28 protein-coding genes are annotated in these 25,855 nt (G+C 59.3%); 12 read left to right on the top strand and 16 right to left on the bottom strand.

All coding sequences use genetic code 11. From position 1 onward, the window contains the following. Positions 1–24: 24 nt before the first annotated feature. The 8 genes from A0251_RS04755 (at position 25) to tatC (ending at position 5,587) form a co-directional block, all read left to right on the top strand. Complete coding sequence (locus A0251_RS04755) at positions 25–720, top strand: FFLEELY motif protein (RefSeq protein WP_062815697.1); 696 nt, start codon at positions 25–27, stop codon at positions 718–720. A 1-nt stretch (position 721) separates the two neighbouring features. Continuing rightward, entirely contained in the window at positions 722–1,474 is a 753-nt protein-coding gene (ubiE, locus tag A0251_RS04750; RefSeq protein ID WP_062815696.1) for a bifunctional demethylmenaquinone methyltransferase/2-methoxy-6-polyprenyl-1,4-benzoquinol methylase UbiE, read from the top strand. Continuing rightward, positions 1,471–2,142 carry an SCP2 domain-containing protein gene (locus tag A0251_RS04745; RefSeq protein ID WP_062815695.1) on the top strand — a complete coding sequence of 224 codons (672 nt, stop codon included), beginning with the start codon at positions 1,471–1,473 and terminating at the stop codon, positions 2,140–2,142. Before ubiE ends, A0251_RS04745 begins: the two co-directional genes overlap by 4 nt. After that, positions 2,142–3,749 carry an AarF/UbiB family protein gene (locus tag A0251_RS04740; protein ID WP_062815694.1) on the top strand — a complete coding sequence of 536 codons (1,608 nt, stop codon included), beginning with the start codon at positions 2,142–2,144 and terminating at the stop codon, positions 3,747–3,749. The genes A0251_RS04745 and A0251_RS04740 overlap by 1 nt, the downstream gene beginning before the upstream one ends. An 81-nt stretch (positions 3,750–3,830) precedes the next feature. Next, positions 3,831–4,166, top strand: coding sequence for a phosphoribosyl-ATP diphosphatase (locus tag A0251_RS04735; protein WP_062815693.1), 336 nt, complete (start codon positions 3,831–3,833; stop codon positions 4,164–4,166). A gap of 43 nt (positions 4,167–4,209) precedes the next feature. Further along, positions 4,210–4,443, top strand: a complete 234-nt coding sequence (gene tatA, locus A0251_RS04730; RefSeq protein ID WP_062815692.1) for a Sec-independent protein translocase subunit TatA — start codon at positions 4,210–4,212, stop codon at positions 4,441–4,443. A gap of 39 nt (positions 4,444–4,482) precedes the next feature. Then, the gene (tatB, locus tag A0251_RS04725) at positions 4,483–4,836 is read left to right on the top strand and encodes a Sec-independent protein translocase protein TatB (RefSeq protein WP_062815691.1); all 354 of its coding nucleotides are present in this window, start codon (positions 4,483–4,485) and stop codon (positions 4,834–4,836) included. Beyond that, positions 4,829–5,587 carry a twin-arginine translocase subunit TatC gene (gene tatC / locus A0251_RS04720; protein WP_062815690.1) on the top strand — a complete coding sequence of 253 codons (759 nt, stop codon included), beginning with the start codon at positions 4,829–4,831 and terminating at the stop codon, positions 5,585–5,587. The genes tatB and tatC overlap by 8 nt, the downstream gene beginning before the upstream one ends. Before the next feature lie 12 nt (positions 5,588–5,599). On the opposite strand, the gene A0251_RS04715 is transcribed toward tatC, so the two are convergent. The 5 genes from A0251_RS04715 to pip all read right to left on the bottom strand — a co-directional run bounded on the left by A0251_RS04715 (position 5,600) and on the right by pip (position 10,482). Continuing rightward, positions 5,600–6,541: an alpha/beta hydrolase gene (locus tag A0251_RS04715; RefSeq protein WP_156478243.1), complete on the bottom strand. Its 942-nt coding sequence runs from the start codon at positions 6,539–6,541 to the stop codon at positions 5,600–5,602. After that, on the bottom strand, positions 6,520–8,349 hold the full coding sequence (locus A0251_RS04710) for a DUF4105 domain-containing protein (RefSeq protein ID WP_062815688.1): 1,830 nt from the start codon (positions 8,347–8,349) through the stop codon (positions 6,520–6,522). The genes A0251_RS04715 and A0251_RS04710 overlap by 22 nt, the downstream gene beginning before the upstream one ends. Before the next feature lie 113 nt (positions 8,350–8,462). After that, complete coding sequence (locus tag A0251_RS04705; protein WP_062815687.1) at positions 8,463–8,945, bottom strand: DUF3015 domain-containing protein; 483 nt, start codon at positions 8,943–8,945, stop codon at positions 8,463–8,465. Between the two features lie 179 nt (positions 8,946–9,124). Beyond that, positions 9,125–9,562, bottom strand: coding sequence for a D-aminoacyl-tRNA deacylase (gene dtd, locus A0251_RS04700; protein WP_062815686.1), 438 nt, complete (start codon positions 9,560–9,562; stop codon positions 9,125–9,127). Next, entirely contained in the window at positions 9,559–10,482 is a 924-nt protein-coding gene (gene pip / locus A0251_RS04695; protein ID WP_062815685.1) for a prolyl aminopeptidase, read from the bottom strand. Before pip ends, dtd begins: the two co-directional genes overlap by 4 nt. Here pip and A0251_RS04690 point away from each other — a divergent pair. Then, positions 10,481–10,948, top strand: coding sequence for a nuclear transport factor 2 family protein (locus A0251_RS04690; protein WP_062815684.1), 468 nt, complete (start codon positions 10,481–10,483; stop codon positions 10,946–10,948). The two genes, pip and A0251_RS04690, sit on opposite strands and share 2 nt — an antisense overlap. 139 nt (positions 10,949–11,087) lie before the next feature. Here the strand turns inward: A0251_RS04690 and ntrC are convergent, their stop codons facing one another. From ntrC to A0251_RS04660, 6 genes are all read right to left on the bottom strand, one after another. Then, positions 11,088–12,521 (bottom strand): nitrogen regulation protein NR(I), encoded by a 1,434-nt coding sequence (ntrC, locus tag A0251_RS04685; protein WP_062815683.1) that lies wholly within the window; start codon positions 12,519–12,521, stop codon positions 11,088–11,090. A gap of 55 nt (positions 12,522–12,576) precedes the next feature. Then, the gene (gene glnL, locus A0251_RS04680; RefSeq protein ID WP_156478242.1) at positions 12,577–13,686 is read right to left on the bottom strand and encodes a nitrogen regulation protein NR(II); all 1,110 of its coding nucleotides are present in this window, start codon (positions 13,684–13,686) and stop codon (positions 12,577–12,579) included. Between the two features lie 139 nt (positions 13,687–13,825). Further along, entirely contained in the window at positions 13,826–14,554 is a 729-nt protein-coding gene (locus A0251_RS17130; RefSeq protein ID WP_082810759.1) for a DUF4124 domain-containing protein, read from the bottom strand. Between the two features lie 153 nt (positions 14,555–14,707). Further along, complete coding sequence (gene glnA, locus A0251_RS04670; RefSeq protein ID WP_062815681.1) at positions 14,708–16,114, bottom strand: glutamate--ammonia ligase; 1,407 nt, start codon at positions 16,112–16,114, stop codon at positions 14,708–14,710. A 230-nt stretch (positions 16,115–16,344) separates the two neighbouring features. Beyond that, positions 16,345–16,599, bottom strand: coding sequence for a sulfurtransferase TusA family protein (locus tag A0251_RS04665; RefSeq protein ID WP_231874160.1), 255 nt, complete (start codon positions 16,597–16,599; stop codon positions 16,345–16,347). 149 nt (positions 16,600–16,748) lie between these two features. Further along, on the bottom strand, positions 16,749–17,846 hold the full coding sequence (locus A0251_RS04660) for a tRNA (5-methylaminomethyl-2-thiouridylate)-methyltransferase (RefSeq protein WP_062815995.1): 1,098 nt from the start codon (positions 17,844–17,846) through the stop codon (positions 16,749–16,751). Between the two features lie 158 nt (positions 17,847–18,004). On the opposite strand from A0251_RS04660, the gene A0251_RS04655 reads away from it, so the two are divergent. Continuing rightward, positions 18,005–18,943 (top strand): metallophosphoesterase, encoded by a 939-nt coding sequence (locus A0251_RS04655; protein WP_231874159.1) that lies wholly within the window; start codon positions 18,005–18,007, stop codon positions 18,941–18,943. Here A0251_RS04655 and A0251_RS04650 read toward each other — a convergent pair. Genes A0251_RS04650 through A0251_RS04640 form a run of 3 tightly spaced genes read right to left on the bottom strand, consistent with a single transcriptional unit; the run spans position 18,933 to position 22,060 of the window. After that, complete coding sequence (locus tag A0251_RS04650; RefSeq protein WP_062815680.1) at positions 18,933–19,937, bottom strand: alpha-L-glutamate ligase-like protein; 1,005 nt, start codon at positions 19,935–19,937, stop codon at positions 18,933–18,935. The genes A0251_RS04655 and A0251_RS04650 overlap by 11 nt on opposite strands. A 1-nt stretch (position 19,938) precedes the next feature. Continuing rightward, a complete protein-coding gene (locus tag A0251_RS04645) occupies positions 19,939–21,465 on the bottom strand; it encodes an inactive transglutaminase family protein (protein WP_062815679.1) in 1,527 nt (508 codons plus the stop codon). Position 21,466: 1 nt separating this feature from the next. Next, the gene (locus A0251_RS04640; RefSeq protein ID WP_062815678.1) at positions 21,467–22,060 is read right to left on the bottom strand and encodes a RimK/LysX family protein; all 594 of its coding nucleotides are present in this window, start codon (positions 22,058–22,060) and stop codon (positions 21,467–21,469) included. Positions 22,061–22,392: 332 nt separating this feature from the next. Here A0251_RS04640 and typA point away from each other — a divergent pair, with 332 nt between their 5' ends. After that, positions 22,393–24,201 carry a translational GTPase TypA gene (gene typA / locus A0251_RS04635; protein ID WP_062815677.1) on the top strand — a complete coding sequence of 603 codons (1,809 nt, stop codon included), beginning with the start codon at positions 22,393–22,395 and terminating at the stop codon, positions 24,199–24,201. A 106-nt stretch (positions 24,202–24,307) separates the two neighbouring features. On the opposite strand, the gene A0251_RS04630 is transcribed toward typA, so the two are convergent. Both A0251_RS04630 and A0251_RS04625 read right to left on the bottom strand, forming a co-directional pair. Continuing rightward, positions 24,308–24,628, bottom strand: coding sequence for a DUF2007 domain-containing protein (locus A0251_RS04630; protein WP_062815676.1), 321 nt, complete (start codon positions 24,626–24,628; stop codon positions 24,308–24,310). 19 nt (positions 24,629–24,647) lie between these two features. After that, positions 24,648–24,974, bottom strand: a complete 327-nt coding sequence (locus A0251_RS04625) for a DUF4377 domain-containing protein (RefSeq protein WP_062815675.1) — start codon at positions 24,972–24,974, stop codon at positions 24,648–24,650. 291 nt (positions 24,975–25,265) lie between these two features. On the opposite strand from A0251_RS04625, the gene trmL reads away from it, so the two are divergent. Beyond that, the gene (trmL, locus tag A0251_RS04620) at positions 25,266–25,736 is read left to right on the top strand and encodes a tRNA (uridine(34)/cytosine(34)/5-carboxymethylaminomethyluridine(34)-2'-O)-methyltransferase TrmL (protein WP_062815674.1); all 471 of its coding nucleotides are present in this window, start codon (positions 25,266–25,268) and stop codon (positions 25,734–25,736) included. The last annotated feature ends 119 nt before the right edge of the window (positions 25,737–25,855 follow it).

Genomic DNA, 25,855 nt, shown 5'->3' with positions numbered 1-25,855 from the left:
ATGATCCCCGCCGGAGGAAAAACCATGACCGCCGGCGAACAGCTTCAACACTATCTCAACCGTTTCTTTGCCCTGCGCCAGCATGGCGACGACACCGTATTTCTGAGCCGCCTGCGGCGCTTGCAGGACTGGCAGAGCCAGCGCCTCAGCCATACCCACCGCCATCTTCTGGACGACCCGGCCACGGCGGCGGGGATCCGCTTTCTACTCGACGAAGTCTACGGTGGTCGGGAGCTGCTACCGGTGGCCCGGGAAATCCGGCGCGCCCTGCCCAAGGCCATGAAACTGCTGCCGGACAAGGTCATGGCCACCTCTGCCAGTGCACTGGAGGCTGCGATCCTCACCCAGGAGCTGGATGAGCAGATCACCGACTCACTGGGCAGCGAGCTTGATCAACCACTCACCGAGCCGACCTACCTCAAGGGCTTTCGACAGGACCACCACCTCGAGGCCCGTCAGCGCCAGCTACAATTGGTGGCCGAACTGGGTCATCGCCTGGACCGCTATATCCGCTCGCGGATGATACAGACCACCTTTCGCATGGTCCGCAAACCGGCCCATGCGGCAGGCTTTGCGAACCTGTATGATTTCATGGATCGCAGCTTCCGGGTGATGAAACCGGTGCCCAGCGTGGGCCTGCTGCTGGAGCAGCTGGCCGCACGGGAAGAGACCATCATGCAGAAGGTCTTCGACCATCACCCGGCCCCCTTCGAGGACTGACATGAACGACGAAACCAAGGTCACCCACTTCGGTTACCAGCAGGTACCCTGGCAGGAAAAGCAGCAGAAAGTGGCCGGCGTATTCCGCTCCGTGGCGGGCAAATACGATGTCATGAACGACCTGATTTCCATGGGCAGCCACCGCCTGCTCAAGCGCATGACCATCGAGCTGGCCGGGGTACGACCGGGACACAAGGTGCTGGACCTGGCCGGAGGCACCGGCGACCTGGCCATCAAGTTTTCCCGCCTTGTCGGGGAGACCGGCCAGGTGGTGCTGGCGGACATCAATGACGCCATGCTGGCAGTGGGCCGCGACCGCCTGTTCGATGCGGGCTGCAGCCATAACACCCAGGTCACCCAGGTAAACGGCGAATGTCTGCCTTTCGAAGACAACAGCTTCCACTGCATCACCATTGCCTTTGGCCTGCGCAATATCACCGACAAGGATGCCGCCCTGCGCTCCATGCTGCGGGTATTGAAACCCGGCGGCCGGCTGCTGGTGCTGGAGTTTTCCACCCCGGTGCACAAGCCCCTGGCCAAGGCCTATGAGCTGTATTCTTTCGGTGTGTGGCCCAAGCTGGGCAAGCTGATCGTCAACGACGCGGACAGCTATCAGTACCTGGCCGAGTCCATCCGCATGCACCCGGACCAGGACACCCTGCAGGGCATGATGGATCAGGCCGGGTTTGCCCGCACCGAATACTTCAACATGCTAGGCGGCATCGTGGCACTGCACAGAGGGTTCAAATTTTGAGTCTGAAAGACCAGTCCCGCTCCCCCGGCCTGCTCTCCACCACGGCCCTGGCCACGGTGGAAAGAGCCATCAACACCGCCCTGCGCTCTGATCCGGCCAGTGCTGACCGACTGGCGCTGCATGCCGGCCGCCTGCTGGCCATCGAAGTGACCCTGCCGCCGCTGGCCATCTATGCGCTGATCGTGGAAGACGGGGTGGAGTTGTATCACCGCAGCGATGCCAACGCGGATGTCACGGTAAAGGGCAATCCCATGGACCTGGCTGCCTTGCTGCTGAACTGGAATACCCGCCCCGGCGTCATTGGCGGCCCGGTAGACATTCGCGGCAACCGGGAACTGTTGCAGGAAATGCAGCAACTGGCCCGCGAACTGCAAATTGATTGGGGCGCCATCCTTGAGCCGGTGACCGGCTCGGAACTGGCCCAGCAACTGGACTACAGTGCCCGTCGCCTGTTCGGCTGGGCCCGCCAGGCCGCCGGGCGACTGACCGAGCAGCTGGCCGACTACGTGGGCAACGAATCCGGCCTGACCCCGGGCCGTCGGGATGTCTACGAATTCGGTCAGGATGTGGACGAACTGCGTATGGACGTGGATCGACTGGACGCCCGCATCCAGCGCCTTCGCGCGGCAAGGGCCGGGGTGAACAGCAACGGGAGCGCCACCGACTGATGCTGCCCGTTACCCGTATTCTGGTGGTCATCCATGTGGTGTGCCGCTATCGCCTGATCGCCCTGCTCCCCGCCCATCCGCTGCGCAACCTGCTGCTGGTGATGTCCTTTCTGTTACCCTCCAGCTGGCTGGGCACTGGCAAGCTCAGTGAAGGCGAGCGGCTGCAAAAGGCCCTGGAACGTCTCGGCCCCATCTTCATCAAGTTCGGCCAACTGCTGGCCACCCGCCAGGACATGCTGCCACCGGAATGGACCCGTGCCCTGGCCCGCCTGCAGGATCAGGTTACTCCCTTCGACGGACAACAGGCCCGGGATCTGGTTGAGGCCAGTCTCAACCAGCCCTTTGATGAGGTCTTCCGCGACTTTGACAGCACACCCATGGCCGCGGCCTCCGTGGCCCAGGTCCATGCCGCCACCCTGCATAACGGCCAGCAGGTAGTGGCCAAGGTGCTGCGCCCCACCATTCTTCCGGTGGTGCAACGGGACCTGAAAGTCATGGCCTTCGGCGCCCGCTGGCTGGAACGACTGTGGCGCGATGCCCGTTACTTCCGCCCGGCACGGGTGGTACAGGATTATCGGGATATTATCCTGGGCGAACTGGATCTGGCCGCCGAAGCCCGCAACAGTGAAACCATGCGCCGGCATTTCCTGTTCAGCCCGCTGCTGCACATTCCGGCCATTCATCTGGAGCTGTCCAGCCCCACTGTGATCATCATGGATCGCATCCATGGTATCCCGGTGAATGACATCGAGCGCATCAAGGCCGCCGGCATTGATCCCAAGGTACTTGCAGAACGGGGCGTGGAGATCTTCTTTTCCCAGGTATTCCGTTTCAATTTTTTCCACGCGGACATGCACCCGGGCAACATCTTCGTCAACCCGGAACACCCGGAATCTCCTCAATACATGGCCGTGGATGCGGCCATCGCCGGGCGGCTGTCGAAGGAAGACCTGAACGTGCTGGGCCGCATGGTGCTGGCCGTGATGCGCGAGGATTACAGCGCCCTGGTGGATGCCGTGATTCGCGCCGGCTGGAATACCGCCCCCATCGATCGTCCCCGTTTTGAACGGGCCGTCATCGACATTGTCGAGCCGGTGCGGTCCGCTCAACTGGACCAGCTGGAATTCGCGCCGCTGGTGATGAAGCTGTTCGATATGGCGCGCCACTACCAGATCGAAATGCCGGTGCAGTACATCCTGCTGATGAAGACACTGGTACATATCGAAGGCCTGGGGCGCAGCATCTACCCGCAACTGGATATCTGGAGCACCGGCCGGCCTCTGCTGGAAGCCTGGATGCTGGCGGAATACGGCCCCAGCGCCACACTGAAAAAGCTGCAGAATCGCATGCCGGAATGGACCGCCCAGCTACCGGAGATGCCCGATTTGCTGCGCGACGGCCTGGAAAGCCTGCGCGAACTGCCCTACCAGCAGGATCGACTGGAAGCCCGCTTCGAACAGGCCTTGCTTCGCCACCGTCACAAGCTGTTTGCCGGCCTGGCGGGGCTGGGCTGCGCCGGTACTGCCATCTGGCTGGCAACACCCCATGTCAGCTGGCCGCTGGCCGCTGTCGCTGTGCTGCTGGTGAGCTGGAGCTGGCGGCGCTAGACTGTGGCACCGCACCGCGGCACATCGGATAATCCGTCGGCGCTCGCCGCAGGCGCCAACCATAAAGAAAGTGCAAACGCTATGTCAGATATACTCAGCCAGCTCCACCAGGTGCTTGAGTCCCGCAAGGGCGCCGACCCGGACAGCTCCTACGTGGCCAGCCTGTACGCCAAGGGGCTGAACAAGATCCTGGAGAAAGTGGGCGAGGAAGCAGTGGAAACCATTCTCGCGGCCCGCGACGCGGAGGTCAGCGGCAAAACCGACGCCCTGATCAGCGAAACCGCGGATTTGTGGTTCCATAGTCTGGTCATGTTGGCCAAACTGGGAGAACACCCGGACAAGGTGCTGGCAGAACTGGAGCGCCGCTTCGGCCTGTCCGGCCATGACGAAAAAGCGGCGCGCGGCAGCAAGCACTGACACGCCCTGACTATCAGCGCCCTATCTATCGGAGAGAGACAGCATGTTTTCCGGCATCAGCATTTGGCAGTTACTGATCCTTCTGGCCATCGTGGTCCTGTTGTTCGGCACCAAGAAACTGCGCAACATGGGCGGCGACCTGGGTGGCGCGGTCAAAGGCTTCAAGAACGCCATGAAAGACGGCGAGGAAGAGCAGGACCAGAAGCGTCTTGCCGATGATGACAAGGACACCAGCGGGCAGAAAACCGAGAAGGACAAGGAAAAAGACCAGGCCTGATCTGGCTCCGCCTTTCCCTGGCCCCGTTAAGAGGTTTCCATGTTCGATATCGGCTTCGCCGAACTGACCCTGATTTTCATCATCGGCCTGGTGGTACTCGGCCCGGAACGCCTGCCCAAGGCGGCCCGGACCTTGGGCCAATGGGTCGGTCGTGCCCGCTCCACCTTCAATCATCTGAAAAACGAACTGGAACGCGAAGCGGTAACCCAGGACATGCGCGAGCGCATGGAAAAGCAGATGCGGGAAATGGGCCTGGACGAAGACAGTATCCGCGAAGCCAGGGAAAGTCTGCTCAGCCCGGAGCAGATCGCCAAGGCACGCAGCCCCAGGGACAAACAGGCCGACCCTGGCGACGACCGCGAAAACCCCCAGGAACCCCCGCGCCATGAATGATGCCAGCAACGATTCCGGCCAGCCATTGATCGCTCATCTGCTGGAGCTTCGTAATCGGCTACTCAAGGCCATGGCCGCGATTTTCGTGGTGTTTCTGGGGCTGTTCTACTTTTCCCGGGAGCTGTACACCCTGGTGGCCAAGCCGCTGATGCAGGCCATGCCGGAAGGCACCAGCATGATCGCCACCGGCGTCGCCTCGCCGTTCCTGGCGCCCTTCAAACTGACCCTGTACCTGAGCATCTTCGTGGCCATGCCCTTTATTCTTCATCAGGCCTGGGCCTTTGTGGCTCCCGGCCTGTACCGGCATGAAAAGCGCCTGGCAGTGCCCCTGCTGGGCAGCAGCGTACTGCTGTTCTACGCCGGCGCTGCCTTCGCCTATTTCGTGGTGTTCCCGCTGATGTTCCAGTTCTTTACTGCTATCGCCCCGGAAGGGGTGGCGGTGACCACGGACATCAGCAGCTATCTGGATTTTGTCCTGGCCCTGTTCCTGGCATTCGGGCTGGCCTTTGAACTACCCATCGCCATCGTGTTGCTGGTGAGCACCGGGGCAACGACGGTGGAAAAACTGGCCGCTGCCCGCGCCTATGTGGTGGTGGGATGTTTTGTGGTGGGCATGCTGCTGACTCCCCCCGACATCATCAGCCAGACCCTGCTGGCACTGCCCATGTGGGTCCTGTTCGAGATCGGCCTGTTGGCGGCCCGCCTGATTCGCCGGGAAAAACAGAAACAGCAAGACGCACCTGACGCCTGATATCCGCTCTGATCAAAAGCGGTAGCCATTATTGCCGGTTGCGGCAGGAGGCAACGGCAGGGGTGTCATATCGTCCATCACCTCATCACGGGCCGGAGGCTGGGGAGCCGGAGCGGCGCAGCCATTCCCTTCCAGGAAATTCACAATGCGCTGCTGCACCGCCGGATCCCGAGTGCTTTCGATATGCCCACCGCGCAACCGCTGAAACTGCTTGGGCTCATTCGCGGCGGCAAACAGTCGCTTACCGTGGGGATAGGGGATAACCGGATCGTCTTCGCTGTGCATGACCAACAAGGGGGTTGGCGCCAGCCCGGCAATCCGGGACTCCGGGTCCAGATCCGCGCCCGGCATGCCCGGTACCACCAGCCAGCGCAGCGGCCACAATAGCCAGCTACCCTTCATCACATCATCGGTAATCCCCCGATAACTGGCAAACGCCGCTTCCAGCACCACACAGTCTGCCGCGTTCTGATTTTTTTCATCCCCCAACACCGTGGCGGCCATGGCACCACCCAGGCTCTGACCAAATACGGTCAGCGGGCCTTGCGTCTGCCTGGCATTGCGCAACCAGTCCAATCCCAACTGCACATCGTCAAATACCGCCGGCAGTTTCGGCTTGCCCTCAGACAGGCCATAACCCCGGTAGTCGAGGAGAAAAACGTTATAGCCCTGTTCCGGCAACCATTGCACGCTGGCCAGGTGGGTACTGATGTTCTGGGCATTCCCATGAAGAAAATACACGGTGCCACGGACATGCCCCTCACCGGCGGCCGGCAACCACCAACCATGCAAGCGCAGCCCGCGCGGATGGATCAACACCACATCCTCGTAGCTGAGCCCCTGGTTTTCCGGGTTTTGTACCCAGGGCTCCATGGGATAGAAGAACAGTTTGCTGCAGCCTGCCAGCGCCGTGGCCAGGCTGGCCAACAGAATCAGTCGAAGTACCATCGCCATTGTAATTTGAACTCGTAATCGCCATCCCCGCGCCAGCCTTCCCGGCTCAGCGATGCCCGCAACCCATGCTGACGGGCAAAAGCCCAGTGCACGGCGAACTCGGAAGTATGTCGATAGGTATCGTTGGTGAAGTAATGTCCCACACTGCCCAGTTGCCACTGCCAGCGTCCGCGCTGATAGAGCAGCCCCGCATCCAGACCAGCCCCGGGGGTGAGGAAGGTATCAAAGTCGCTATTATTTTCCATTCGCAGGCTGGTTAACAGGTAGGGCTGCCAGTTGCCCAAGGCCCAGCTGCCACCCGCGCCGCCCTGGACATAGCGCACCAGACGTCGGCGCCCTGCCCAAGCCCTCTCCAGTCCTCCCTCCACATACCAGCTCAACGGCTTGCTAAAGCGATTGCGGGGAGCCAGCGAGCGAATGCTTACCACATCCAGTTCTTCCAGGCGTGGATCACCGGATTCCGTGCTGCGCAGGGTCAATCCCAGCCCTTCAATCTGGGCCCCGCGTAGAAAACCGTAACCATTATCCAGCAGGTCGTGGTAGGTCAATCTGTAGCTCAGCTCGCCGAAATCCTGATTCGCCTCACGCTGACCACCGGCCAGAGCCAGCATCTGCGTGCCATGGCCCGCTTCCGGAGGTTCAGGATTCACGGTTTCCGGCACATCCACCTTCGGCAACCGGTTCATTTCCGTGAGTAGCGTAAAGGAATCCCGGGCAGCTTGCGGCTTCCTGACGCCTTTCCGGTTGACCAGTCGCAGATAGCGATAGGCGGTGGTCACCATCAGCGCCTGCTGCCGGGGCTCGGCCTGTTGAAATGCTTCCGATTCCAGCAGCCCCGGGTCATCCGCAAGAGCGAGGGCCAGCCGCTGCTGCTGTGCCGTCATCTGGCGACGCAGGTTATCCAGCTCAACCGCCTTGGAGGGCCGGTAATGACGCTCACTGATCAAGCCCCGATCATCCAGGGCGCGGACCGTATTCACTGGTACTTCGGCAAAACGCAGTTCCGTGAGCAGCTGCGAGCCCGGACGCGCGACCTCCACCAGCTCCAGCAGACGGAAAGAACAGTTTTCATCGAAAAAATAATAATCAAAATTGATGTCTTTCAGTTCCCACAGGTGCTCTATCAGCCAGTCAATTTCCTGCTGATCCAGATCCAGGGTGTACTCCCACATATCGCGATTTTCCATGTGGGAATATTCCTGAATTTTTTGCACATAAGGGACCAGGGCAAAGCGGCCAGGATAGCCGCCGGCTAACCCGCGATAAATATAGAAAAAGGAATTATCGGCCTCCGTGGATACGGCTCCGAAATTCACCGCCCAGGACAACCAAACCGCACTATCTTTACCCTGATCCAGGCGCAGTAGTGTATGGCCGAACATGGACGACGGGCTGTTCAGATAGGCCGCAGGAAACACCAGAACTGCCCGGCTGGCATGTACTGCAGAGCGCCACCGGGAATACTCCTCACAGTGGGCAAAAGGCGCATCCTCCTGCCAATCCAAATGTCCGGCAAGAAAACGGTAACGGGCGGGGTAACGGCATCGCTCAGGGGCTTTGGCAGGCTCTAACGCAGCCAACGTTGCTCGCAGCTCTGCAAGCACATCATCCTTGCCATTTTTCGCCAGAAAATAATTATCATCATCGATATAACTGCGACCCCGATCGCGCAGCGTAGCACCGGGATTCACATGCATGAGCGCCTGCCACCGTGGCGACGCAGCAAGATCCGCCAGGGAGAGAGAGGAGTTCGCGGCCAACGCCGGGGCAATCCAGCACAGCAGCACACAAAGGAGTCCAGTGCGCATCCGGTATTATCCGTGATTCGGGCGGGAAAATTCCGACCTGGGTCTGTGATTCCAGATCGGACAAACAAAGCCCCGCCGTTGGGCGGGGCTCGTCAATAAACGCAGTTTATCGTTTAGGCCAGGTACTTAGACAGGCTCTCGTCCTGCTTCATTACCTCGGTGATGTTGGCCATGACTTCCTCGGCGGTTACATCCTGGTGCGGGAAAATAACAGCGAAGTTTTCATGCATGGCAGCATTGAAACGGGCACGATCGTCGGCCTGGATCCCCATGGATACGGACAATGCGGTCAGGGCTTCGCCTTCACCGGTGGCCATATCCTGAGCCACTTCTTCCATCACACCGGTCATGCCGAGCAGGCTCTGGCCGCTGTAGGTCAGGGAACCGTTGGTATCACAGCCGTTGGTACCGGTGGTCATACCGAACGTTGCGTTGCCGGAGGTGCCGTTCACAATAGTCGCCAGCAGGTGCATGGGCAAACCGGAATTGCCTTCGAACAGCATGTTACCCCAGCCACAACCGGGACCACCCGGAGCTACAGCCATGGCAGAAGTTGAAGCGCCGAGCAGAGTGGCAGCAATAAGCGTCTTTTTCATTCTGAGATACCTCCAAGTTTTTATATATCATCCCTGGGGATACTTCACAGCACCAGGCTGTATTTAGCAACCCTGTCGCAGCGATGCTGCTCAGTGCTCTCCCCGTCACCCGCAAAACAGGCAACTGACTTCATCATAAACAAGGCGAGGACCTTTGCAATACAATTGCAAAACTACGGTCATGAGCTCAAAAGAAATGTGACAGGGCCATCATTGACAAGATGTACTTGCATATCGGCACCAAACACACCATTGGCCACTGGAATATTCTTTTCCCGTAATTCCCGCAAATAACAATCGTATAGCTGCCTTCCCTGCTCCGGCGGGGCCGCCTTGCTGAAACTGGGCCGACGGCCCTTTCGGGTATCCGCCGCCAAGGTGAATTGGGATATGGCAAGAATTTCTCCATCAATATCGCGCACGTCCAGGTTCATCTTGTCATCGCTGTCGGCGAACACCCGGTAACCCACTGTCCTTTCCGCCATTCGCGCCACCGTCGCCTCATCGTCACCGGCCTCGATCCCAACCAGCAGCAACAGACCCTGCCCGATACGCCCCACACACTCGCCGGATACCGCCACCGAGGCTTCGCTGACACGCTGCAACAACACTTTCAATCGTCGATCCTCCTCTCCAGTCTTTTCACTGCCTCCACCAATGCATTGGCAATCAACGGGTCAGAGGATGAATGACTGCCCCCTGCCACCCAATGCAACTGACTGCCCGGCAATACCCGGTGTAGCTCAAGCGCCTGGTCCGCCGGGCAGACGAAATCCCGGGTGCCGTGAACAATCTCTACCGGCAGCCCTATCCCTGCGCATGCCTCCAGCAAGGGAGCGGCAAGAAAACCATCATGAAGAAAATAATGGGTTTCCTGCATAGCCATACACAGCTCGTCATCGCTGGCTTCTCCAGGGGGCGACACCGGCGTTAATGCCAACACGGATTCCCAGTTACACCAGTTACGGGCATGGTAGCGGGCGCGCTTGCCCTGCAAGCCCTGATGGTAGCGCTGCAGCAGGTCCCCCTCCCCCGGCGGCGCCTGCTTCTCAAATGCTGCCCATGCCTCGGGAAAGAGCCGCGCAGCCCCGAGAGGCGTATAAAGCCAATCGCGATCCTGTTGTCGACAGAGAAAGACGCCCCGCAACACCATACCGGCGACCCGCTGGGGATACGCCGCCAGGTACGCCAGGGCCAGAGTGACGCCCCAGGAGCCAGCGAAGACTCGCCAACGCGTTATCCTCAGCGTCTCCCTCAGACTCTCCAGGTCTGCAACCAGATGGGTGGTGGTATTGTCCTGAATCGACGCAAAGGGTCGGCTTTGACCACTGCCTCGCTGATCAAAGAGAATAATGCGGTACCGTCGGGGATCGAAAAACCGGCGCATGAAGGGGGAGCAACCGCCGCCGGGACCGCCATGAAGGACAACCACAGGCACGCCGTCCGGATTACCGCTTTCTTCCACGTAAAGCTGGTGCCCCTGACCCACTGATACCAGAGACTGCCGATAACTGTCCGGCAAGGGAAATAACGCCATGAGAGCTGCACTTATCTGCAGAAAGACCTCAGCATACCTGCTGGTGATTACCCTGCAACTGTTGCTGGCAGGCTGCAGCAAAACCCCACCGGAGCAGGCTATCCTGGACGCCCTGGAGAATCTTGAGGCGGCTATCGAGGCTGGCGATACCGGATCGGTGATGGACACACTCACCGATCCTGCAGAGATTCAGCGTGGCGGCCACACCCTGCAACGGAACGAGGTACGGCGCCTACTGATGGGCACCTTCCTCCGCTACCCGCAACGCCAGCTGGCACTCACCCAGATCAACATCGAGCTGGACCCTGTTACCCAACGCCACGCCCGCGTCACCTTCACCGCCTTCGCCTGGGGCGGACAGAACGTCATGCCCGAGAACGTGGACAGCTATCGGGTGGTGAGCGACTGGCGCGAGGACGGGGAGTGGAAAATTGAGGCGCTGACAGCGAATGGGCTTAGGGAGTGAACAGCTCGCGATTTTGCGCTCGTTATTTCCCAACGCAAGAGGCCGCGCCCAGAGTATGGACGCGGCCTCTTGCGTTGCAGAACCTGAAGTCCAGTCCCGCGAACTGTTAACTATTCACCATTAACTGTTAACTGCTTCATCAATCCTCATCGCCGCCAGCCAACTCTCCCTCCATGTCCAGCTCCTTGATCTTGCGGGTGAGGGTGTTGCGACCCCAGCCGAGCAAAGCGGCGGCATCGCGCTTACGGCCGCCGGTGTGCTGCAGGGCCACTTCGATCATGGTGCGCTCGAACCCCGGAACCGCCTGTTCGAGGATGCTGCGCTCACCCTGGGACAGGGCCCGGTCGGCCCAGTTGCGCAGGGACTTGAGCCAGTCGCCAGTCACGTCGGCGCCCTTGGCGGCACCGGCCTCTTTCAGTTCCGGCGGCAGATCATCCACCAGCACCTCTCGACCGGATGCCATCACCGTCAGCCAGCGACAGGTATTTTCCAGTTGCCGCACGTTACCCGGCCAACCCTGGGCGGCCAGGTATTTTTCCGTGTCCTTGTGCAGCACCTTGGGCTCCACGCCCAGCTCATTGCCCGCCCGCTGCAGGAAGTAGTTGGCCAGGCGGGGGATATCTTCACGGCGCTCAGCCAGCCGGGGAATATGGATACGGATTACATTGAGGCGGTGGAACAGATCCTCACGGAAGTCTCCATCCTTGACCAGCCGCTCCAGATCCTGGTGAGTGGCTGCAATAATGCGAACATCCACATGGATCGGAGTGGTACCACCAACGCGATAAAACTCGCTCTCCTGCAATACCCGCAACAGGCGAGTCTGCGCTTCCAGCGGCATGTCACCGATTTCATCAAGGAACAGGGTGCCACCGTTGGCCTGCTCAAAACGCCCCACACGCTGGTTATTGGCACCGGTAAAGGCCCCCTTTTCGTGACCAAACAGCTCGGATTCGATCAGGTCCTTGGGGATAGCCGCCATGTTCAGTGCCACAAAATTCTTTTCACGACGCATGGAGTGACTGTGCAGGGCCCGGGCAACCAGCTCCTTACCAGTACCAGACTGGCCGTTGATCAGTACCGTGACGTTGGAATGGCTGAGTCGGCCAATGGCGCGGAACACCTCCTGCATGGCCGGCGCTTCGCCGATAATTTCGGTGGACTCTTCCTCCACGGCGGCCGGCTGCTCACCGCGGGATTCTTCACGATGCTTGATGGCACGCCGCACCAGAGCCACCGCCTCGTCCACATCAAACGGCTTGGGCAAATACTCAAAGGCTCCTCCCTGATAGGAGGCCACCGCGGAATCCAGATCAGAGTGGGCGGTCATGATGATCACCGGCAGATCCGGGTTCTTGCGCTGTAGAATCTTGAGCATCCGCAGGCCGTCGGTGCCCGGCATGCGCACATCACTGATCAGCACTTCCGGCTCCTGCCCCCCCTCCTCCAGGGTGTTCAGCGCCTCATCGCCATCCTCGAAACAGGTTACTGCGTAACCCTCCTGGCTCAATGCCTTTTCCAGCACCCAGCGAATGGACCGGTCATCGTCGACTACCCATACCGTTACGCTCATAACCGGCCACTCCCTGGTGTTTCACTGTTGTCGTTGTTCACGGCTGCAAAGGCGCTCATGACTGTTCGCTCTCCGTTATTTCCGGCTGCTCCATTGGCAGCAAAATACTGAACACGGTGTTACCCGGTGCGCTCTCGCACTCAATCAACCCCTGATGCTGACTGATAATGGACTGGGCAATGGACAAACCCAGCCCGGTACCACTGGCCCGGCCGCTGACCATGGGATAAAACAGGGTCTCCTGCACATCCGGGGCAATACCCGGGCCGTTGTCGATAATATCTACCCGCAGCACCAGACGGTGGCGCAACGAGCCAATGGTGAACTGGCGCAATACCCGGGTGCGCATGATGATGCGGGCATCTTCTGTATGCGATTCCAGCAAGGCCTGGGTGGCGTTGCGGATAATATTGAGCAATACCTGAATCATCTGATCCCGGTCGGCAATCACATCCGGCAGGCTGATATCGTAATCCCGCCAGATCGCGACCCCCTGGGGGTGCTCCGCCAGCAACAGCTGACGAACATGCTCCAGGCATTCATGCACATTCACCGGCTTGAACTCCGGCGGCTTGCGCGGACCAAGCATACGATCTGCCACCGTGCGCAACCGGTCTGCCTCATCGATGATGACTTTGGTGTACTCGGTCAGCTCCGGGTCCGGCAGAGCGCGCTCCAGCAACTGAGCCGCCCCGCGGATACCCCCCAGAGGGTTCTTGATCTCGTGGGCCACCCCTCGCACCAGCGCCCGGGTCGCCTGATGCGCATGGATCAACGCTTCTTCCCGGGTGATGCGCAGCAGCCGATCCAGCGGCTGCATTTCCATCAGCAGGCTCAGGGTCTGCCCGGGTTCATTAATCGGACTGACGGAATAATCCACAGTAATTTCATAACCCGGCGCCACCGCAAGACGAGCCTCCCGCCGCGTGAAGGGATGCTCATCCTGGATGCACTGGCGCAGGGCATCACGGGCTTCTTCGTCATCAAAAAAATAATCCGGCAGCGGCTGCCCCATGGCACGGCTGGCGCTGGTGGCAAGCAGCATCTCTGCCGCCGGATTCAGATAGCGGACCTGCAGCTTGTGATCCAGCATGACCACCGCAGTGCGCAGGTGATCCAGTAAACGTTTGTGCAAGGTGACACCACCCATCAACTGTTGGCCCATAACAGGGCATAAGCAATTATCAGGCCACCTCTGCCAACGCCGCAGGTGCACGGCTATAGGTCTTCAATGCAGAGAACGCAGCCCCATGATGATGAGTGTAGCGAGATCAGAGGAAAGATTGCACTATAATGGTGCAGGACTAGGGAGCCAGAATGGGTCGCCGCTGAGACGGTCGAGCAGGATCTCCTCGCCCCGCCGGGTCACCGGCCCCGGCGGGACCGCCTGACGATGCGGATCCACCCGTTTCCGCAGCGCCACCCCGGCTGGCAGGGTCACCAATAACACCCGGCCCCCCATTGCCAGGCGAATTCTGGAAATTCTGCACCGTACTGCGATGGATATACACCTGCACCGGCTCAGAGCTGATCAGAACCTCGTCATCAGAATTGAGCACTTTGACCACGAGAGTGTGCGCACCCCGAATAACGGTATTCAGCGCCATACCTGGCTGGGCCTCCCCATTATCGAAAAGCACCAGTCGGTCATCTCCCTGAAGGGACGGCTGCAGATCCACAGAGACCACTACCGGTTCTTGCTGATTACGGATAGTGCTTTCCGGCTCAGGACGGGTAATCACAAGAGAACGATACCCTTCGGGCGGCTCGTCCTCCTCAATCTGAGATTCAGCTTCAGGCAATTTGACCCTCTTCATGGGCACCGCATTGGGAGGTCGAAGGTGCACCTCTTCGGAAGCGCTTGCGCCCTCTGCAGGCTGATCACTGAAAATCACATTGCCATTCTTGTCGACAGACCGATATATCTTTGCCGATGCATTGGGCTCTTCCCCGTCAACCTCTACCGCTGTTTCGGCACGTAGCCCGCCAGAGCACACCAGCAAAGCAGTCAGCAACATTCCTGCATTCTTCATGATTGCCTCCCTTGAACACCCTTTGATTCTCACCCGCCAAGCCGGCACAAGAAAGGGCCAAATGCACAAATTCTGCGCTTATTTCAGACTCATACAGACAAAAAAAGCCCCCGACTAGCGGGGGCCTTCTTTCTGCAGATTTCCCGAAGGAGATTAGCAGGAGTAGTACATGTCGAACTCGACCGGGTGCGGAGTCATGTTGAGACGCTCGATCTCACCACGCTTCAGGCTGATGTAACCTTCCAGCATATCCTTGGAGAACACGTCGCCTTCGGTCAGGAAGTCCATGTCGGCTTCCAGGCAATCCAGCGCCATGGTCAGGGTATGGGCCACGGTCGGGATGTCCTTGGCTTCTTCAGCCGGCAGATCGTAGAGATCCTTGTCCATGGCATCGCCCGGGTGCAGCTTGTTCTTGATACCGTCCAGACCTGCCATCAACAGGGCCGCGAAGCACAGGTACGGGTTGGCAGACGGATCCGGGAAGCGCGCCTCGATACGACGGGCCTTGGCGTTGCTCACGAACGGAATACGGATGGAAGCAGAACGGTTACGGGCAGAGTAGGCCAGCATTACCGGGGCTTCGAAGCCGGGCACCAGACGCTTGTAGGAGTTGGTGGAACCGTTGGTGAAGGCGTTCAGGGCACGAGCGTGCTTGATGATGCCGCCGATGAAGTACAGGGCTTCGTCGGACAGACCTGCGTAGCCGTCACCGGCAAACAGGTTCTTGCCATCTTTACCCAGGGACACGTGAACGTGCATACCGGAACCGTTATCACCGATCAGCGGCTTGGGCATGAAGGTGGCAGTCTTGCCGTAGGCGTGAGCCACGTTGTGCACACAGTACTTGAGGATCTGCACTTCGTCGGCCTTGGCGGTCAGAGTGTTGGCGCCAACACCGATTTCACACTGGCCCGCAGTACCCACTTCATGGTGGTGCACTTCGATGTTCAGGCCCATTTGCTCCATGGCGGAACACATGGCACCACGCAGGTCGTGCAGGCTATCTACCGGCGGAACCGGGAAGTAGCCGCCCTTCACACCCGGACGGTGACCGATGTTGCCACCTTCGAAGTCCTCGTGGGATACCCACGCGGCTTCTTCGGAGTGAATGTTGTACATGGAACCCTGCATGTCGGATTTCCACTGCACGGAATCAAATACGAAGAATTCCGGCTCAGGACCAAACAGCGCAGTGTCGGCGATGCCAGTGGATTTCAGGTATTCCTCGGCGCGACGAGCCACAGAGCGGGGATCACGCTCGTAACCCTGCATGGTGGACGGCTCAAGGATATCGCAACGCAGGTTGACGGTTGCCACGTCAGTGAACGGGTCCAGTACAGCGGAGGAATCATCCGGCATCATCACCATGTCGGACTCATTGATGCCTTTCCAGCCGGCAATGGAAGAACCATCGAACATTTTGCCGTCCTGGAAGAAATCTTCGTCGATTTCACCCACGGGGAGGGTTACGTGCTGCTCCTTACCACGGCTATCGGTGAAGCGCAGGTCCACCCATTTCACATCATTATCTTTAATCAGCTTGAGGGTCTTTTCAGACATTGTCGTGCGTCCTCCTAAGGAACAGCGGGTTTGTCTCTGACTCGTTGCCCCACCCCGCATCAGGGCAGAACAGAGAGCCGGTATTCTCGGCCACCAGGCCTGCTTTGCCAATAGGGAGGCAAGTTCCATGCCAGCCCTTTTTTAGCGCATTTGACGGTTAAACGCGCAACCGAAGGAAAGCATACACTCTTACAGCGCATTAATATGGTGCGATGCACCATTATTATGCACTAAAAAAGTGCACCGTTATCCTCCCCGACCCGCAAAACCACAAATACCTCGTTGCCGGCCTCGCCGGTTTCCAGCACCTCATGGCCATTGATGCGGCACCAGGCGGGAATATCGTTCAGTGCACCAGGGTCGGTGCAGACCACTCGCAGGCAATCGCCAGTCGCCAAAGTGCGCACCTTGTTCTGCGTCTTGATCACCGGCATGGGGCACAACATGCGGCGCACATCCAGTTCATGAAGAGCTTCGGTCATCATCAAAGCGTACCTGCTTCAGCGTGTTGAGGGAGCGGTTCTATTCATGGAGAAAGAGACGAACAAGTCAGTGGCGAGTTGCGAGAAGCGAGGCTCGAAGAGCAACCCGGGTTTTGCCTGTCGCTCCTAGAGACTTGCTTCTCGTTACTGATTTACCCCACATTCCATGCCAGCGGCACCGCATCCGGTTGCACCGGCGCCACGGTCACCTGGCGTGCCACGCCATCCGGGCTGCGCACCTCCAGGGTCACCTCGTCCAGGGAGCGGCCCTTGGAATAGCGGGCAACAATAGCGGCGGCCTGCTGCAGCTCAGCTTCGCTCTCGAAGTTGCCATCCACCAACGCAAGGGGCCCCGGGCAGCTGACCGTGGTAATGCTGGTGAACTGGTAACGGTAACCTTCCAGAAAACGGTTCTCCCCTTCCTCACGACTGATGATCAATTTGTAGTGGGGCTGCGGACGCAGATGGCGCCCCACCTTCAAGAGCATGATGTCATCCAGTTCATAGCGGCGCTCGTTACGCGCCTTCCAGAGATCCGCCAGCTTGTTGGAATAGGATTCGTCGGTGAGGAAACAGCAGCCGCCGGCAGGCTGGGCAAAATCATCCAGCCCAAACTCCTTGGCCAGCGCCATCTGCGGCTTGCGGTTACGGCCGGTAAAACCGTATAGCGCTTCGCGATTCACCCAGCCCTCGCGCTCCGGCAGGGTAGGAGGCAGGTTTCTGGCGCACAACGGGCGCAGCAAGCGGTCATCCGCCCCGGACTCCTGGCTGATGATCGGCATGGTTTCCTTGCGCTGGCTTTTGGGTCGCTGGCCAATCACTTCGCCGGTCACAATAAAATCGAATCCCCGGTCACCGGCCAACTCCCGCGCCTTGTTGATCATCAGGGTGGCCTGATTGACCATGAAAATCTTGCAGTCAAGGCAGGGGTTCAGATTGGCCCCGTAGCCATGTTTCGGGTTGAGCACCACATCCTTGTACTCCTCGGAGATATCAATGATGTGCATTTTTATGCCCAACTGCTCAGCCACCCACAGGGCATTGTTGCGCTTTTCCTTGTTCTGGTCTTTCTTGCGGATGGCATGGGTATGGCCTTCCACACAGAAGCCGGTGAAGAAATTAACGCCTTCCACCTCGATCCCTTGCTCCTGCATCACTTTCACTGCCAGCATGGAGTCCAGCCCGCCAGACACCAGAGCGATAGCGCGGCGCTTGATCGGTTGGATTGACTCAGTTACCGAAGACGTCATGTGAAAAAACCTGCTGCCTTGATTGGCGCTCAAAAAATGGGCGGCGAAGTATAGCAATCACGCACTCCTGACGCACCCTTCACACCCGGGGTATGTCACTTCAGGGTCATATCAGCACAGCACAATTGGGCTTCAGACCGGCCCGGGAGCCCATTCGTTTGCGACAACTGCTGCGCCTACTTACCCTGCTGATTGCTGCAGCCAGCCTTGGCTGGTGGTGGCATACCCCCCATGGCCCCTGGCTAATGCACAAGGAGCCACTGGCGGGGCAGCGCCTTTGCGTCATTGGCGACGGAGGCTGGGGCAATGCCCCCTCCCTGGCAGTGGGGCAAGCGCTGGTGAAGCTGAACTGCGACCAGATCCGCTATCTGGGGGATCTGGTCTACCCGGACGGCATCACGGGTCCGGAAGACCCCCTACTGGAAAGTCGCTTTTTCGCCCCACTGGGCCCGGCACTGGATGCCGGCATCCCGGTTTATCTGGTATTGGGCAATCATGACTGGAAACAGAATGCCGAGGCCTGGCTGGAGGTGGCCCGGCAACACCCGCTGATCCACTTCCCTCACTACTACTATTTCGAGCAATGGCCAGACGCCTGCGCCTTCAGCCTGGAAACCACCTGGTTCGAGAAATGGTATTACCTGCGACGCCAGGGTGCCTGGCTGACACAGGCCATGGAGACCGCACAAGATCGGCAATGCGGGTTCAGCATGGCCTTTTCCCACCACCCCATGATCAGCTCCGGCTCCCATGGCAATGCCGGGGAAATGATTCAACTGCACCTCAACAGCAAGCTGATTGGCAGACTGGACCTGCTGCTGGGCGGCCACGATCACATTCTCTCCGACGAGGGGGAATACCAGGGCACCCGGCAGCTGATCTCCGGCTCCGCCAGTATCAACAATGACCTGGGCCCGCCCAGTGACAACCAACGCTTCACCCGCGCCACCCATGGCCTGGTGACCCTGGATATCCGCGACGATGGCAACAGCCTGCGGGCAAACTACCGCTTCTACAGTGTGCTGGGCGACCCTGACGACCCACTGATCACGCTGTTATGGGAGGGAGAAAAACGCGGCCAGGGGATCAGGGGGTGACAGGGGGAGCCGGCTCGCTCACCGGCACAGGGCCAGCAATGGCAAAGTGGGTTTTCGAAAAGGCAATACGCTCGGCCGCCGGGCGACGAGTGTTGCCCAGCCTGTCCAGGTGATCCTCAATAATTCGGCAGCGACGCAGCAGACCATCATCCATGGCAATCTGGATATTCAGCCCGGGACGGGCATTCAGCTCCAGCATCATCGGCCCGAACTCCCGATCCATCACCAGATCCACACCGAGATAACCCAGGCCGGTGAGATCATAGCAGCGAGCGGCGAGCTCAAGACATTCTTCCCAGTCAGGCACGGTAAGACCCGCCACCGCATTGGCGGTATCCGGGTGCCGCTCGATCTTCTGGTTGTGCCATGTGCCCCCCAGGGTCACACCACTGGACAGGTCTAGTCCCACACCGATCGCCCCCTGATGCAGGTTGGCCTTGCCCTGGGACTGGCGGGTGGGCAAACGCAGCATGGCCGCCACCGGGTAGCCTTGCAGCACGATAATGCGGATATCCGGCACCCCTTCGAAGCTGATGCGATTGAACAGCTCGGTAGAACGCACACGGTATTCGATCAGGGCCTGGTCACGGTGGCCGCCCAGGGAATAAATGCCGGAGATAATCCCGGAAATATGATGTTCCAGCTCTTCGGTGGTCACGATGCGCCCGGAGGCAGAACGGAAATAATCTTCAAAGCGATCGGCAATCACCATGATACCGTCACCGCCCGCCCCCTGGGCCGGCTTGATGACGAAATCCCGATGGGTCTCCACCACCCGGTGCAGGGTGGAAATACCCTGCTCCGTGGCGATGGCACCGTACAGTTCCGGCACCCGGATGCCCGCATCCAGCGCCATCTGCTTGGTCTGCAACTTGTCATCAACCAGCGGATACAGGCTGCGCTTGTTATAGCGCAGAATGTAATCGCCGTTGCGCTGGTTGATACCCATCACGCCACGGGCACGCAGTGCTTTGCGGGTCTTGGACCAGAACATGTCAGCGCTCCACCATGGCCCGGAAGCGCATCAGCTCGGTGAGCCGGTAGCCCCGGTAGTGCCCCATCAAGACCATCACCGCCGCCAGACAGAGCAACACGCCCGGGAAGGTAAAGACGAAATACACCAGGGGCTGCCACACCATCAACAAGTGGCACAACACCGCCGCAACCAGGGTGCCCAGCGCCACTTTCAGGGACTGGGAACCGCCCCGCTCTTCCCAGACGATGGAAATCCGCTCGATCACCATGGTGAGAATGACCATGGGGAACAGCGCCACGGACAGACCCGAAGACACACCCAGCTTGTAGCCAAGCAGGCTGATCACCGCCATCACTATCACCACAAAGGTGAGCACAATGGACAACCGCGCCAGCAGCTGAAGCTTCAAGTGCTCAAGATAAGAGCGCACTGACAGGCCGATGGCAGTGATAAAGGTAAACAACAACACCCCCCAGATAACCTGGGTTTCCCGGAATGCCAGGGCGATCAACACGGGGGTAAAGGTGCCCAGGGTTTCCATACCAACCAGGGAACGAATCAGCAGCACCAGCAGCACCCCAACCGGGATCATCATCAGGATGCGGAACAGCTGCTGCGAGGGCAGAGGCAACTCATAAAGCGAAAAGTCGATAAAGCTGCTGGCATCCTGCAGCCGCAAAGAGCGCGCCAGCTGCAGGGCACTCATTTCATTGCGATGGACGCTCAGTGTCAGGTTGGCAGAACGCCCCCCTTCGATATTCAGCAATGGCTCGTTGCCGCTCCACCACACCACACGATCACTGGGTAACCCCTGCTGGCCATCCAGCGGGTTGAAGTACAACCAGCGTTTGCCGTTGTAGGTGCGCAACCACAGTTCCGGCTGTTGCTCCTGGCTTTCCACCAGTCGCAGGGTATGCACCGGCTGAGCCGGAATGTGGGACATGGCCAGCAGCAGATCCACTACCTGGGCCCGGTTCTCCGGACTCACATCCCCACCAAGCAACAGCTGGACGTTGTCGTTTTCCAGCTCGTTCACGCGCTTGATGGTTTCGCCAATAAAGGTTTCCACATCGGCGGAGTGCTGACGGATCGGTTGCAACAGCGCCTCAGCGGCCAGCTTTTCCGCGCCATCCAGCACCGGTGCCGGCCGGAACTGTGGCCCGGGCTCATTCTCGCGGGTTTCCGCAAAACGGGGGGTGAGCATCAGCCGGTAGTAAAGGTATTGATTGCCCTCGGCACGGCGGGCCGACCAGGTGACCTGCCGGTTACCCTTCTCCACATTGACGTTCACGCCGTAGTTATTGGAGACAAAGCTCTCATTGAGGGTGGTGTAGCCCGCCCCTTGCGGTGGCACAAACATACGCACCTTGATGGGCTTGTTGGCCCTGGCCGTAAAACTGACCTGGGCGTCCACCACCCATACCGGGTCTTTCTCGTCCTGGGTCAACGGCACTTTCTGCACCAGCAACTGGTACGCAATGCTGCCGCCACCCAATAGCAAAAGAAACACGGCCAGAATCCGTGCCTGAAATTTGACAGACCCCATGTTAATGCGCCCCGGCAGCCTCCATCGTCAGTGTATCTTCATTCTCATCACGGCAGCGTGGCTTGCCCAAAGACATGGACAGCGACGGATCTATCAAGGCGCCCAGGCCCTTCAGGGCGTCAGCTCCAATCAACAGCGGATAACGAAACTCGCTGCGATCGGTCAGATTGACATCAATCTGTTGACGCCGATTGCCTACGCATACCGTCAACGTCACCATCGGCCGGCGACTGAAATCCCGCTCGCCATCCTGCACGCTTTCCGCCCGGCGTTTAATCCGCACATGCCCGGCCAGGGGCAACTCTATGTCATCCCACTGGCTCTGAGTGATGCCCCATTCTTCGCGGTCATCTCTGTCGATGGCGATATCAAACTCAACCATTTTCACCCCGTCACGCTCAAAGGTCTTTATGTAACGGGCGCTCAGGGAGGCTGAATCCGCTCCCGTGTCCAACTTTGCCGGCACCGTAATGCCCAATTCACGGATATGCACACTTTCGTGCAGACCATAGATTCTCTTGTTGGCTGGCGGCGCCTCGGACAGAGTCACAGCAGGCACCAGCACCCCTATCAACACCAAGGGGATTCGCATCATAACAACCTGATTATAAAAGCATTATTGCCGAAAAATCGGCACCGACAACGGAGAATGACAGTGGCTCTGACTCTTCTCCGAGGAAATGGTTGCGCCATTCTAGGCGATCCGCCGCCGACTCGCAGGAACAACTGTGAATTTTTGAATCTTTTCACATTCGCAAATCTTACGCGAAAGCCTGACCGACGGGCTATCACCTGCGCGCAGCGCTGGTATAATGCGCGCCCCCGCGAGATGCAAGCGCCTTTTTTCAGGGCCACCAGGCGGGGCCACGTCCATGTCGGAACAAGGCCCCTGGCGCATTTCGCCCATTTCTTAACGGAGCTACATCTGTGATTGAACGTCTGCGCAATATCGCCATCATCGCCCACGTTGACCACGGCAAGACCACCCTGGTGGACAAGCTGTTGCAACAATCCGGCACCCTGGGAGATCGCGCTGGCGATATTGAGCGGGTAATGGACTCCAACGATCTGGAGAAGGAACGTGGCATCACCATCCTCTCCAAGAACACCGCCATCCAGTGGAATGAATACCGCATCAACATCGTCGACACCCCCGGCCACGCCGACTTCGGTGGCGAGGTGGAGCGGGTTATGTCCATGGTGGATTGCGTACTGCTGCTGGTAGACGCGGTGGATGGCCCCATGCCGCAAACCCGCTTTGTCACCCAGAAAGCCTTTGCCGCCGGCCTCAAGCCCATCGTGGTCATCAACAAGATCGACCGTCCCGGCGCCCGTCCGGACTGGGTCATGGATCAGGTGTTCGACCTGTTCGATAACCTGGGCGCCACTGACGAGCAGCTGGACTTCCCGGTGATCTACGCCTCCGCCCTGAACGGCATCGCCGGCCTGGAAGCGGACAACATGGCCGACGACATGACCCCGCTGCTGCAGACCATTGTCGACAAGGTGGACTACCCGAACGTGGACGCGGACGGCCCCTTCCAGATGCAGATCTCTTCCCTGGACTACAACAGCTACCTGGGCATCATCGGCATCGGCCGGGTCAAGCGCGGCAAGATCAAGGCCAACAGCCCGGTCAAAGTCATCGGCGCTGACGGCAAGGTCCGTAGCGGCAAGATCCTCACCATCATGGGCTACCACGGCCTGGAGCGGGTCGACGCCCCCACGGCCTCCGCTGGCGAAATCGTCTGCATCACCGGCCTGGACCCGCTGAACATTTCCGACACCCTGTGTGACCCGGCCAGCGTGGAAGCCCTGCCGCCACTCAGCGTGGACGAGCCCACCGTGAGCATGTTCTTCCACGTGAACACCTCGCCGTTTGCCGGCCAGGACGGCAAGTTCGTCACCAGCCGCCAGATCCGCGAGCGCCTGGAAGCCGAGCTCAAGCACAACGTGGCCCTGCGCGTGGAAGAAACCGGCAGCGCCGACCAGTTCCGCGTTTCCGGCCGTGGCGAACTGCACCTGTCGGTGCTGATCGAAAACATGCGCCGGGAAGGTTTCGAGCTGGCCGTGGGGCGTCCCCAGGTCATCATCCGTGAAGTGGATGGCGTCAAGCAGGAACCCTACGAAACCGTGATTGCGGATGTGGAAGAGCAACACCAGGGCGCCATCATGGAGCATCTGGGTCTGCGCCGCGCAGAAATGACCAACATGGAACCGGACGGCAAGGGTCGCGTTCGCCTGGAATTCCTGGTGCCAAGCCGCGGCCTGATCGGCTTCCGCAGTCAATTCCTGACTCTCACGTCCGGCACCGGCATCCTCAACAGCACCTTCAGCCATTACGGTGAATTCAAGGCCGGAGACATGGCCAAGCGCATCAACGGTGTGCTGGTGTCCATGGTGAAAGGCAAGGTGCTGGGCTTCGCCCTGTTCAACCTGCAGGAGCGTGGTCGCATGCTGATCGACCCGAACGTGGATGTGTACGAAGGCCAGATCATCGGCATTCACAGCCGCGGCAACGACCTGGTGGTCAACCCCACCAAGGGCAAGCAGCTGACCAACATGCGTGCTTCCGGCACCGATGAAAACATCGTCCTGACCCCGCCGATCCGTTTCAGCCTGGAGCAGGCCCTGGACTTCATCGAAGATGACGAGCTGGTGGAAGTCACCCCGAACTGCCTGCGCATCCGCAAGAAGCTGCTCACCGAAACCGAGCGCAAGCGCGCAGGGCGCTAACCCAACACTGGCCAGAGCAAGCAATACTCACAGTCGCATTGCTTGCCCAGCGCCAAGGTTGCATAAAAAAAGCCGGGCATTGCCCGGCTTTTTTGTGTCGATTTTTTTAACGCAGCAATACCAGCATCATCACCACACCAAGAATCATCCCCAGCAACAGACCCCGCGTAAAAGAAGCCTGCGCCTGTGGGCGATGGGTCTCCGGGGAGTCCGCCGGCTGACTGGCCTCGAAATCCGTGATCACTTCACGGGCCCGCGCTTCATCACTTTCGGCAACCCACACCGATGCCAGCCCTGCCGCAGGCAATTCGCCGACAGCCCCCTGCAACATGTCGCCCTGCACCTGTGCCATGATGCCGGCCTGATCCAGCAGGTCCGCCAGCATATGCGCCTCAATGGCATCGCGGGCCCGAAACACACACTTCACGACACCCTCCAGCCTTGCATCAAGGGTTGACCGCCTCCTTCTTCACCACCTCCAACAGGGTATAACGCAAACTGCTGGCATCCGCTGGCGGTGACGCCACCTCTTCTATCCGCACGCGCAACGTGTAATTGTGCCCGGGCTCGAACTCAAACCCTTCGATATGATTATAGAAAAGCTGAAAGTTGGTCTCGCCATCACTGCGTACCCGCAGGCAGTCCATGGGCCCCGCGCCGATACAGGCCGAGGTATAAGGAGCGACATGCAGGATTTCACCGGCCTTGTCTTCCTTTTCACCACAGGCCACCAGTAAAAACAGCACCGCAAACAGCATGTGTTTCAGTATCATGGTACCAGCCTTGTTCTTTTCGCTTATCAGGCGTTAAGCAGTACCATGAGCCGCACGCCAAGGCAAAAGAAAGAACCTTTTTGCCGCCTGTATACACCCACCGAGCAACTGTAAATGTCGCCATACCGTAACGAGATGTGGGGACCTGGCTCACCGTCCCCCAGGGGAAAACGGCCGCCAGCCCGCAAGGCTCTGCTGATAATGTAAGATGCCCGCACGGCTCAATCGCAATCACGCCCTGGCGAAAAACGTCCTCGGGCGCCACTGCGAACACACTTGAAACAGGTCCCCATGCTCCATATCGCACTGTTCGAACCGGAAATCCCGCCCAATACCGGCAATATCATCCGCCTGGCCGCCAACACCGGGGCGCATCTGCACCTGATCGAACCACTGGGTTTTTCCCTGGAAGAAAAGAAGCTGCGCCGGGCTGGCCTGGACTACGACGAACTGGCCCATCTCACTGTGCACGCGGATTTTAAGGCTTTTCTGCAAGCCATGGCCGGCCGCCGCCTGTTTGCCCTCACTACCCGGGCCAGCCAGCCACACAGTGATGCCGTTTTTGCGGACGAAGACGTGCTGCTGTTCGGCCCCGAAACCCGCGGCCTGCCCACCGACATTCTCAACAGCCTGCCACCCACACAAAAACTGCGACTGCCCATGGTGGCCAACAGCCGCAGTCTCAATCTGGCCAATGCGGTGGCGATAACGTTGTATGAGGCGTGGCGGCAGTTGGACTACATAGGGGCAGTGAATAATTAATAGTTAATAATTAATAACGGCGCGATCCCGCTCTATACTAGCCCGAAGCACAAGAGGCCGCGCCCAAACCCTGGACGCGGCCTCTTGCGTTCAAAAGCAGCGAGGATTACCCCCGCGGA

Origin of the sequence: Alcanivorax sp. NBRC 102024, assembly GCF_001602235.1 — a bacterium.
Classification (GTDB): Bacteria; Pseudomonadota; Gammaproteobacteria; order Pseudomonadales; family Alcanivoracaceae; genus Alcanivorax.
The sequence above is the reverse complement of the archived record's forward strand: the minus strand, read 5'-3'. Positions and strand labels throughout refer to the sequence as shown.

What these genes read in the sequence shown, in the direction of transcription:
- A0251_RS04755 (WP_062815697.1), top strand. Translation starts at nt 25, where the DNA reads ATGACCGCCGGCGAACAGCTTCAACACTATCTCAACCGTTTCTTTGCC.
- ubiE (WP_062815696.1), top strand. Translation starts at nt 722, where the DNA reads ATGAACGACGAAACCAAGGTCACCCACTTCGGTTACCAGCAGGTACCC.
- A0251_RS04740 (WP_062815694.1), top strand. Translation starts at nt 2,142, where the DNA reads ATGCTGCCCGTTACCCGTATTCTGGTGGTCATCCATGTGGTGTGCCGC.
- A0251_RS04735 (WP_062815693.1), top strand. Translation starts at nt 3,831, where the DNA reads ATGTCAGATATACTCAGCCAGCTCCACCAGGTGCTTGAGTCCCGCAAG.
- tatA (WP_062815692.1), top strand. Translation starts at nt 4,210, where the DNA reads ATGTTTTCCGGCATCAGCATTTGGCAGTTACTGATCCTTCTGGCCATC.
- tatB (WP_062815691.1), top strand. Translation starts at nt 4,483, where the DNA reads ATGTTCGATATCGGCTTCGCCGAACTGACCCTGATTTTCATCATCGGC.
- tatC (WP_062815690.1), top strand. Translation starts at nt 4,829, where the DNA reads ATGAATGATGCCAGCAACGATTCCGGCCAGCCATTGATCGCTCATCTG.
- A0251_RS04715 (WP_156478243.1), bottom strand. Translation starts at nt 6,541, where the DNA reads ATGGCGATGGTACTTCGACTGATTCTGTTGGCCAGCCTGGCCACGGCG.
- A0251_RS04710 (WP_062815688.1), bottom strand. Translation starts at nt 8,349, where the DNA reads ATGCGCACTGGACTCCTTTGTGTGCTGCTGTGCTGGATTGCCCCGGCG.
- A0251_RS04705 (WP_062815687.1), bottom strand. Translation starts at nt 8,945, where the DNA reads ATGAAAAAGACGCTTATTGCTGCCACTCTGCTCGGCGCTTCAACTTCT.
- A0251_RS04690 (WP_062815684.1), top strand. Translation starts at nt 10,481, where the DNA reads ATGAGAGCTGCACTTATCTGCAGAAAGACCTCAGCATACCTGCTGGTG.
- pip (WP_062815685.1), bottom strand. Translation starts at nt 10,482, where the DNA reads ATGGCGTTATTTCCCTTGCCGGACAGTTATCGGCAGTCTCTGGTATCA.
- ntrC (WP_062815683.1), bottom strand. Translation starts at nt 12,521, where the DNA reads ATGAGCGTAACGGTATGGGTAGTCGACGATGACCGGTCCATTCGCTGG.
- glnL (WP_156478242.1), bottom strand. Translation starts at nt 13,686, where the DNA reads ATGGGCCAACAGTTGATGGGTGGTGTCACCTTGCACAAACGTTTACTG.
- A0251_RS17130 (WP_082810759.1), bottom strand. Translation starts at nt 14,554, where the DNA reads ATGAAGAATGCAGGAATGTTGCTGACTGCTTTGCTGGTGTGCTCTGGC.
- glnA (WP_062815681.1), bottom strand. Translation starts at nt 16,114, where the DNA reads ATGTCTGAAAAGACCCTCAAGCTGATTAAAGATAATGATGTGAAATGG.
- A0251_RS04665 (WP_231874160.1), bottom strand. Translation starts at nt 16,599, where the DNA reads ATGATGACCGAAGCTCTTCATGAACTGGATGTGCGCCGCATGTTGTGC.
- A0251_RS04660 (WP_062815995.1), bottom strand. Translation starts at nt 17,846, where the DNA reads ATGACGTCTTCGGTAACTGAGTCAATCCAACCGATCAAGCGCCGCGCT.
- A0251_RS04650 (WP_062815680.1), bottom strand. Translation starts at nt 19,937, where the DNA reads ATGTTCTGGTCCAAGACCCGCAAAGCACTGCGTGCCCGTGGCGTGATG.
- A0251_RS04645 (WP_062815679.1), bottom strand. Translation starts at nt 21,465, where the DNA reads ATGGGGTCTGTCAAATTTCAGGCACGGATTCTGGCCGTGTTTCTTTTG.
- A0251_RS04640 (WP_062815678.1), bottom strand. Translation starts at nt 22,060, where the DNA reads ATGATGCGAATCCCCTTGGTGTTGATAGGGGTGCTGGTGCCTGCTGTG.
- A0251_RS04625 (WP_062815675.1), bottom strand. Translation starts at nt 24,974, where the DNA reads ATGATACTGAAACACATGCTGTTTGCGGTGCTGTTTTTACTGGTGGCC.
- trmL (WP_062815674.1), top strand. Translation starts at nt 25,266, where the DNA reads ATGCTCCATATCGCACTGTTCGAACCGGAAATCCCGCCCAATACCGGC.